The organism is Paraburkholderia sp. RL18-085-BIA-A (genome assembly GCF_046027075.1).
In the GTDB taxonomy this organism is placed as follows: Bacteria; Pseudomonadota; Gammaproteobacteria; order Burkholderiales; family Burkholderiaceae; genus Paraburkholderia.
In genome coordinates this window covers 45,203-51,237 of the sequence record NZ_JARESU010000062.1, presented here as the reverse complement: position 1 = coordinate 51,237, position 6,035 = coordinate 45,203, and the positions used below count along the sequence as shown (strand labels likewise).

The following is a 6,035-nucleotide window of genomic DNA, read 5'->3' as shown; positions in this document are numbered from 1 at the left end:
TACCCCTTTGGTTTTACCCCAACCCAACCCACCTACCCCCCCCGCCCGCCACCAAGTTTCCGCCCCCCGCTTCGCATCCGTTTAACGGCTACGGCGTGCGCAACAACGTCATCTCGTTGCGCAGCAGCGCGAGCAGATCATCGTCGCTCGGCCGCGTGCCCCAATGCCGCGCGCTCGCCACCGACGCAATCGCCATCCACGAATGCGGCGGAAACCATTCGCGCAACAGCGCGCCGTCCCGGCGCAAACACAACTGCCCGGTCTGTTCGCTGTATTCGGCGCAGATGAGCACGCCATCGACGTGCGCCGTGACTCGCCTTGTATCGCTGCGTAGCAAATCGTCGCTCCTTATAAAGAGGTGGCGCGAATGCCGGCACGACACGGCGGCGTCAGCGACACCGCCGTAGTCCATGCATCAGTGATCACCGTGCCAGTGATCGTCGCCATGGCCATGCCAGCCATTGTCGTGGCCGCGGGCGTCACGCCATTCGTGCCGGTCGTGCCGGTCGTAGTGACGCTCTTCCCACTCGCGACGTTCCCAGTAGCGGTGGCCGTCGTAGTAGCGCTCGCCGTACCAGCCCGGGCTCACGACCACCACCGGCGGCGCCGGCGCATAGACCACCGGCGGAGGCGGCGCATAAACCGGTTCGGGCGCATAAGCGACGCCCGGCACGCCGATGTTCACGCCCACGTCGACGTGGGCCAGCGCGGCCGACGATGCAGTGATCGCGAGGCCTGCGACGATCGCCAACGACATCCAGCGGTTTCGTGAATTGCTCATAGTTTGTTCTCGGGTTCTACGATTGTGAGGAAGCACTCTTGGGCGTTACGCGCTTAGTAATGGTCGTGATCGTGATGATGGTCATGATCGTGATAGCCGCCGTCGGGGACCACGATGCAGCCGCTCAACGTGCTGCCGAGCGTTGCTGCGAGGATGACTAGTGCGAAGATTTTTTTCATGGTGTTGCTCCCTTTTGCTTGTGACCCGAACTCTACTGAGCGGGGCGATTTCGGTTGTGTTTGTGTGTAACAGGACGTGTCGCGGCGCTCGTGTGCCGGTCCTGGGGAGAGTGCAGCGCAGAGGCGGGGTCGGCGCGTGGTATCGTGCCGTGGGGAGATGTCCGTGCCGGCGGGCAAGCCATTGAACACGCTATGAAAAAAACGCTGGCGTCGAACAGTGCGCGTGTGCGTCGGTGCTAAACGATCCACGCGCGAACAGCCGATAACTGCACGACATCGTGTATCGCCGCGAGTACGTCAGGCGGAAACATTCGGTTGCAGAGTGGGGACGGTAAGCGCCGTCGCGGACGGTCGCTCGCACGTCGCGCGTGCTCATCCCGCCTTCGACGCGAGGCAGCGCAGCAGCGTGAAGGCGGGACATCAGCTTCCGTTAAGGTTCGATCCGTAGTATCCGCGATGTGTGCGCCCAGCATTCCCGTTCGCCGATACGGCCATGCTGCCTTCAATCGACAACCACTCGATGCTCAAACAACTCCAATGATGCGAACCGATCAAGGCGCCTGGCGCCAGGACCAAGCGGGTTACGACGGCGTGGCGCGGTTATTTCACTGGCTGGTGGCCGCGTTGATCGCGGCTCAGTTCATGATCGGCTGGACCATGCCGGACATTCACAAGGACACGCGTCCGGAAGGGCTCATCGCGTGGCATCTCGGCGTAGGTGCCACGCTGATCGCCGTGGTGCTGCTGCGGATCGTCTGGCGTCTCGCGCACCGGCCGGGACGGGCGAACGTGTCGCCGTTTCTGCGCGTGGTGTCGAATATCACGCACGGTCTGCTCTATCTCGCGCTAGTGGTCGTGCCGCTTCTGGGATGGGCCAATGCGTCGTCGCGAGGATGGTCGGTCAAGCTGATCGGGTTGTTGCCGTATCCGGCGATCGCACCGGCCGGTTCGTCGGTCGGTCACGCAATGGGCGACATCCACGGCTATCTGGCGTGGGTGTTGTTCGCGCTGATCGCGCTGCATATCGCGGCGGCGCTGTTTCACCGCTTCGTTCTGAAGGATCGCGTGTTGCAGCGGATGTTGCCGTGACGACCGCGTGGCGTTAAGCGCACGCGGCTGACCGCGCGCCGCTATCCGGCGGCCGCATGCTCCGGCGCCGTCGCTTCGCGATACCCGAGCCGCGTCGAGATCGCGAGTCCCGACTGCTTGAGCAACGCGACGTAGTGCGACTTCGTGTCGGCGCCACAGCGCATCGTCGGAAACGAAATCGACAAGCCGGCGATCACGCGGCCGAAGCGGTCGAACACCGGCACCGCAATGCACTGCAGTCCCTCTTCCTGCTCCTCGTTGTCCTCGCCGTAGCCTTGCTCGCGCACGTGCGGCAGGATGCTGAGCACCGCCTCGGCGCAGGTGAGCGTCTTTTGCGTCGACTTGCGGAATTCGACGTGCGAGAGCACCTCGCGCGCGCCGGCCGGGTCCATCCACGCGAGCAGCACCTTGCCGATCGCCGTACTGTGCAGCGGATTACGCCGGCCGATCCGCGACTGCATGCGCAAGCCGTAATCGGCGTCGATCTTGTGGATATAGATGATCGCGTCTTCGTCGAACGCGCCGAGATGGACCGCCTCGCGTGTCATCTGGCCGATGCGCCGCATCTCGACATCGGCTTCGCGCACGAGATCGACGCTTTCCAGCGCCTTCGCGCCGAGTTCGAACAGACGGATCGTCAGCCGGTAGCGTTCGGTTTCGACTTCCTGGGTCACGTAGCCGAGTGCCTTGAGCGTCTGGATCACACGGTGGACGGTGGTCTTCGACATCGCGAGCCGTTGCGACAGCTCGCTGATGCCGATCTGCCCGCTGTCGCCGATCGCGCCGAGAATCGCGAACACGCGACCGATCGACGACGCCGATTCGCCGCGCTCAACGCTATCAGCGTCCTGTACCTGCAAGGCGGCGTCGTGCTTGCGCTGTTTGTCTATTGCTGCCATTTCCGTCATCCCTGTTCATGCGGAGCCGCGCTACCACAGCGCACCGTCAATTCACGCGCCGAGGCGCGAGAGGATACCGCGTCTCGCGCCTTTCTGGCGAGCTAGCGCGCGAGCCAGCCGCCGTCCACTGCCAGTGTATGCCCGTGCACGTAGTCCGACGCGGACGAGGCGAGAAACACGACCGGTCCCGCGAGATCGTCCGGCGAACCCCAACGGCCCGCCGGAATGCGGCCGAGAATTTCTTCATTGCGCTGCGCGTCGTCGCGCAACGCCGCCGTGTTGGTGGTCGCCATGTAGCCCGGCGCGATTGCGTTCACGTTGATGCGCTGCGCGGCCCATTCGTTCGCGAGCAGTCGCGTGAGACCGAGCACGCCGCTTTTCGCCGCTGTGTACGACGCCACCCGAATGCCGCCCTGAAACGACAGCATCGATGCGACGTTGATGATCTTGCCGCCGCTTTGCTGCCTGACGAACTGCCGCGCGGTGGCTTGCGACAGAAAGAACAGACTCTTCAGATTGACGTCGACGACGGCGTCCCAGTCCGCTTCGGTGAAGTCGAGCGCGTGCTCGCGGCGGATGATGCCGGCGTTGTTCACCAGCACGTCGACGCGGCCGAACGCCTCGAGCGCGGCGTGCACGATGTCGTCGACAGGCGCGATCGACGCGAGATCGGCGCGCACGTCGGCGAAGCGGCGGCCGGTGGCCGCGACGCGCGCGGGCGTGGTGCCGGCGTCGGCGCGGCTCACGCCGACGATGTCGCAACCGGCGGCGGCGAGCGCGACGGCCATCGCGGCGCCGAGTCCCGTGTTGCTGCCGGTGACGATGGCGACCTTGCCGGTGAGATCGAAAGTGTTCACGGTTTTCAAGCCCATATCGTTTGCAAAGGGTCGTCGGGAACGAACGTGCGCGACTTCATCGCAGCTCGCGGACCGCGACGTGGTCCATGTCGCCGAACACCTGGTTTTCGCCGACCATCCCCCAGATGAACGTGTACGCGCGCGTGCGACGCCCGAGTGAATCGACCAGCTCGGCGAGATCACCGCCTGCTCGTTGTGCACGAGAATGTGCCGCGTCTCGTGCGGCTCGCCCATCATGTGGAAGACGGCGGCGTCGGCGGCGACGTTGAAGTAGAAATACACTTCCATGCGGCGCTCGTGTGTATGGCACGGCATCGTGTTCCACAGGCTGCCCGGTTCGAGCTTGGTCATGCCCATCGACAACTGGCAGGTGGGCAACACTTCGGGCACGATGAACTTGTAGATGGTGCGGCGGTTGCTCGTGGCAGGGTCGCCGAGCGTTTGCGGCGAGGCCTGCGCCAGCGAGATCGTGCGGGTCGGATGCGACTCGTGCGCGGGCGCGCAGTTCAGGTAGAACTTCGCGGGGCGCGCGGCGTCGTCGCTGCCGAACGCGACGGCCTGCGCGCCTTTGCCGATGTAGATCGCTTCCTCGTTGCGCACTGTGTAGCGCGTGCCGTCCACGTCGACCCAGCCGTCGCCGCCGATGTTGATCGCGCCCAGTTCGCGCCGCTCCAGCAGATAGCTGACACCGATCGACTTGCCGAGCGAGCCGGGCACCTCGACCGCGCGCGTCGCCGGCCACGCGCCGCCGACGATGATCCGGTCGACGTGGCTATAGGTGAGCTTCAGCGCATCCTGCTCGAACACCTGGTCGACCAGAAACTCCTTACGCAATCCGGCGGTGTCGAGCGTCTTTGCGTATTCGCTGTTGATGGCCTGTCTCACTTCCATGTTTTGTCTCCGTTGGATTCGATCCCGGGCGCGCTGCCGCACGCGTACGGCAGCGCCGTTCTGGTCAGGACTGTAGCGCAGAATGCCAGTTTCGGAACAGTGGTCCGAAAATATTGCATTGGTGTGGCAAGCCCGACAAGGCTTGCCGAAAGCACGCGGGTAAACGATGAGCATAAATTTGAAAGAGAATCGGAACGGCGTTCCTTTCACGATGCTATATTGCGCCGAAAGGGAGCAGTCCGGCATCAGACCGGGACCTTTACCCCGGGTGATCCGCCCGACCAACAGGACGCAAAGTCCATGGAGGAGGCATGAAGATCAAGAAGGTCATCGACCGCATTCCTGGCGGCCTGATGCTGGTGCCGTTGTTGCTCGGCGCCTGTGTCCACACGTTCGCGCCGGGCGCGGGCAAGTACTTCGGGTCGTTCACCAACGGACTGATCACCGGCACCGTGCCGATTCTGGCGGTGTGGTTCTTCTGCATGGGCGCGACGATCGACTTGCGGGCGACGGGCACCGTGCTGCGCAAGTCGGGCACGCTGCTCGCGACCAAGATGGTGGTGGCGTGGATCGTGACGCTGATCGCCGCGCGCTTCATTCCGGTGGACGGCATCAAGACCGGGCTCTTCGCCGGGCTGTCGATCCTCGCGATCACGACGTCGATGGACATGACCAACGGCGGTCTCTATGCGGCGGTGATGCAGCAATACGGGACCAAGGAAGAGGCGGGCGCGTTCGTGCTGATGTCGGTCGAGTCTGGGCCGCTCGTCAGCATGATCATTCTGGGCGCGACGGGCGTCGCGTTCTTCGAGCCGCGGCTCTTCGTCGGCGCGGTGCTGCCGTTTCTGATCGGCTTCGCGCTGGGCAATTTCGACAGCGATCTGCGCGAACTGTTCGGCCGCTGCGTGCATCCGCTGATTCCGTTCTTCGGCTTCGCGCTCGGCAACGGGATCGACCTGAACGTGATTGTCACGAGCGGCTTGCCGGGCGTCGTGCTCGGTCTCGCGGTGATCGTTGTGACGGGCATTCCGCTGATTCTCGCCGACCGCTGGATCGCGGGCGGCAATGGGGCAGCAGGGCTGGCGGCGTCGTCGACGGCGGGGGCTGCGGTGGCGAATCCGGCGATCATCGGCGACATGATTCCGAGCTTCAAGCCGCTGGTGCCGGCCGCTACCGCGATGGTCGCGACCGCTTGCCTCGTGACCGCTATCCTCGTGCCGATTCTCACCGCGCTGTGGGTGCGTCGCCATCACGCACGCGGCGCTTTGCGCGAGGAGTTCGCGACGGCGCAGCCGGCGCAGCTCAATGAGCGGGACGCGCACGTTTGAGGTTGGGTGGG

Annotated in this window: 7 protein-coding genes and 1 pseudogene; 2 read left to right on the top strand and 6 right to left on the bottom strand. The window is 64.5% G+C overall.

The window, feature by feature from the left end:
* Nucleotides 1-88 precede the first annotated feature (88 nt).
* From P0D89_RS31405 to P0D89_RS31395, 3 genes are all read right to left on the bottom strand, one after another.
* A complete protein-coding gene (locus P0D89_RS31405; RefSeq protein ID WP_408360699.1) occupies nucleotides 89-337 on the bottom strand; it encodes a hypothetical protein in 249 nt (82 codons plus the stop codon).
* Nucleotides 338-415: 78 nt separating this feature from the next.
* Nucleotides 416-781, bottom strand: a complete 366-nt coding sequence (locus tag P0D89_RS31400; RefSeq protein ID WP_408360701.1) for a hypothetical protein — start codon at nucleotides 779-781, stop codon at nucleotides 416-418.
* Between the two features lie 53 nt (nucleotides 782-834).
* Nucleotides 835-960 (bottom strand): hypothetical protein, encoded by a 126-nt coding sequence (locus tag P0D89_RS31395; RefSeq protein WP_408360703.1) that lies wholly within the window; start codon nucleotides 958-960, stop codon nucleotides 835-837.
* 540 nt (nucleotides 961-1,500) lie between these two features.
* Between P0D89_RS31395 and P0D89_RS31390 the strand changes: the two genes are divergently transcribed.
* Entirely contained in the window at nucleotides 1,501-2,049 is a 549-nt protein-coding gene (locus tag P0D89_RS31390; protein WP_408360822.1) for a cytochrome b, read from the top strand.
* A 41-nt stretch (nucleotides 2,050-2,090) separates the two neighbouring features.
* On the opposite strand, the gene kdgR is transcribed toward P0D89_RS31390, so the two are convergent.
* From kdgR to kduI, 3 genes and pseudogenes are all read right to left on the bottom strand, one after another.
* Entirely contained in the window at nucleotides 2,091-2,948 is an 858-nt protein-coding gene (gene kdgR / locus P0D89_RS31385) for a DNA-binding transcriptional regulator KdgR (protein ID WP_408360705.1), read from the bottom strand.
* Nucleotides 2,949-3,049: 101 nt separating this feature from the next.
* On the bottom strand, nucleotides 3,050-3,820 hold the full coding sequence (gene kduD / locus P0D89_RS31380; protein ID WP_408360707.1) for a 2-dehydro-3-deoxy-D-gluconate 5-dehydrogenase KduD: 771 nt from the start codon (nucleotides 3,818-3,820) through the stop codon (nucleotides 3,050-3,052).
* Between the two features lie 40 nt (nucleotides 3,821-3,860).
* Nucleotides 3,861-4,696: pseudogene (gene kduI / locus P0D89_RS31375) on the bottom strand (5-dehydro-4-deoxy-D-glucuronate isomerase).
* A 311-nt stretch (nucleotides 4,697-5,007) separates the two neighbouring features.
* Here kduI and kdgT point away from each other — a divergent pair.
* Nucleotides 5,008-6,024, top strand: a complete 1,017-nt coding sequence (gene kdgT / locus P0D89_RS31370) for a 2-keto-3-deoxygluconate transporter (RefSeq protein WP_408360709.1) — start codon at nucleotides 5,008-5,010, stop codon at nucleotides 6,022-6,024.
* The last annotated feature ends 11 nt before the right edge of the window (nucleotides 6,025-6,035 follow it).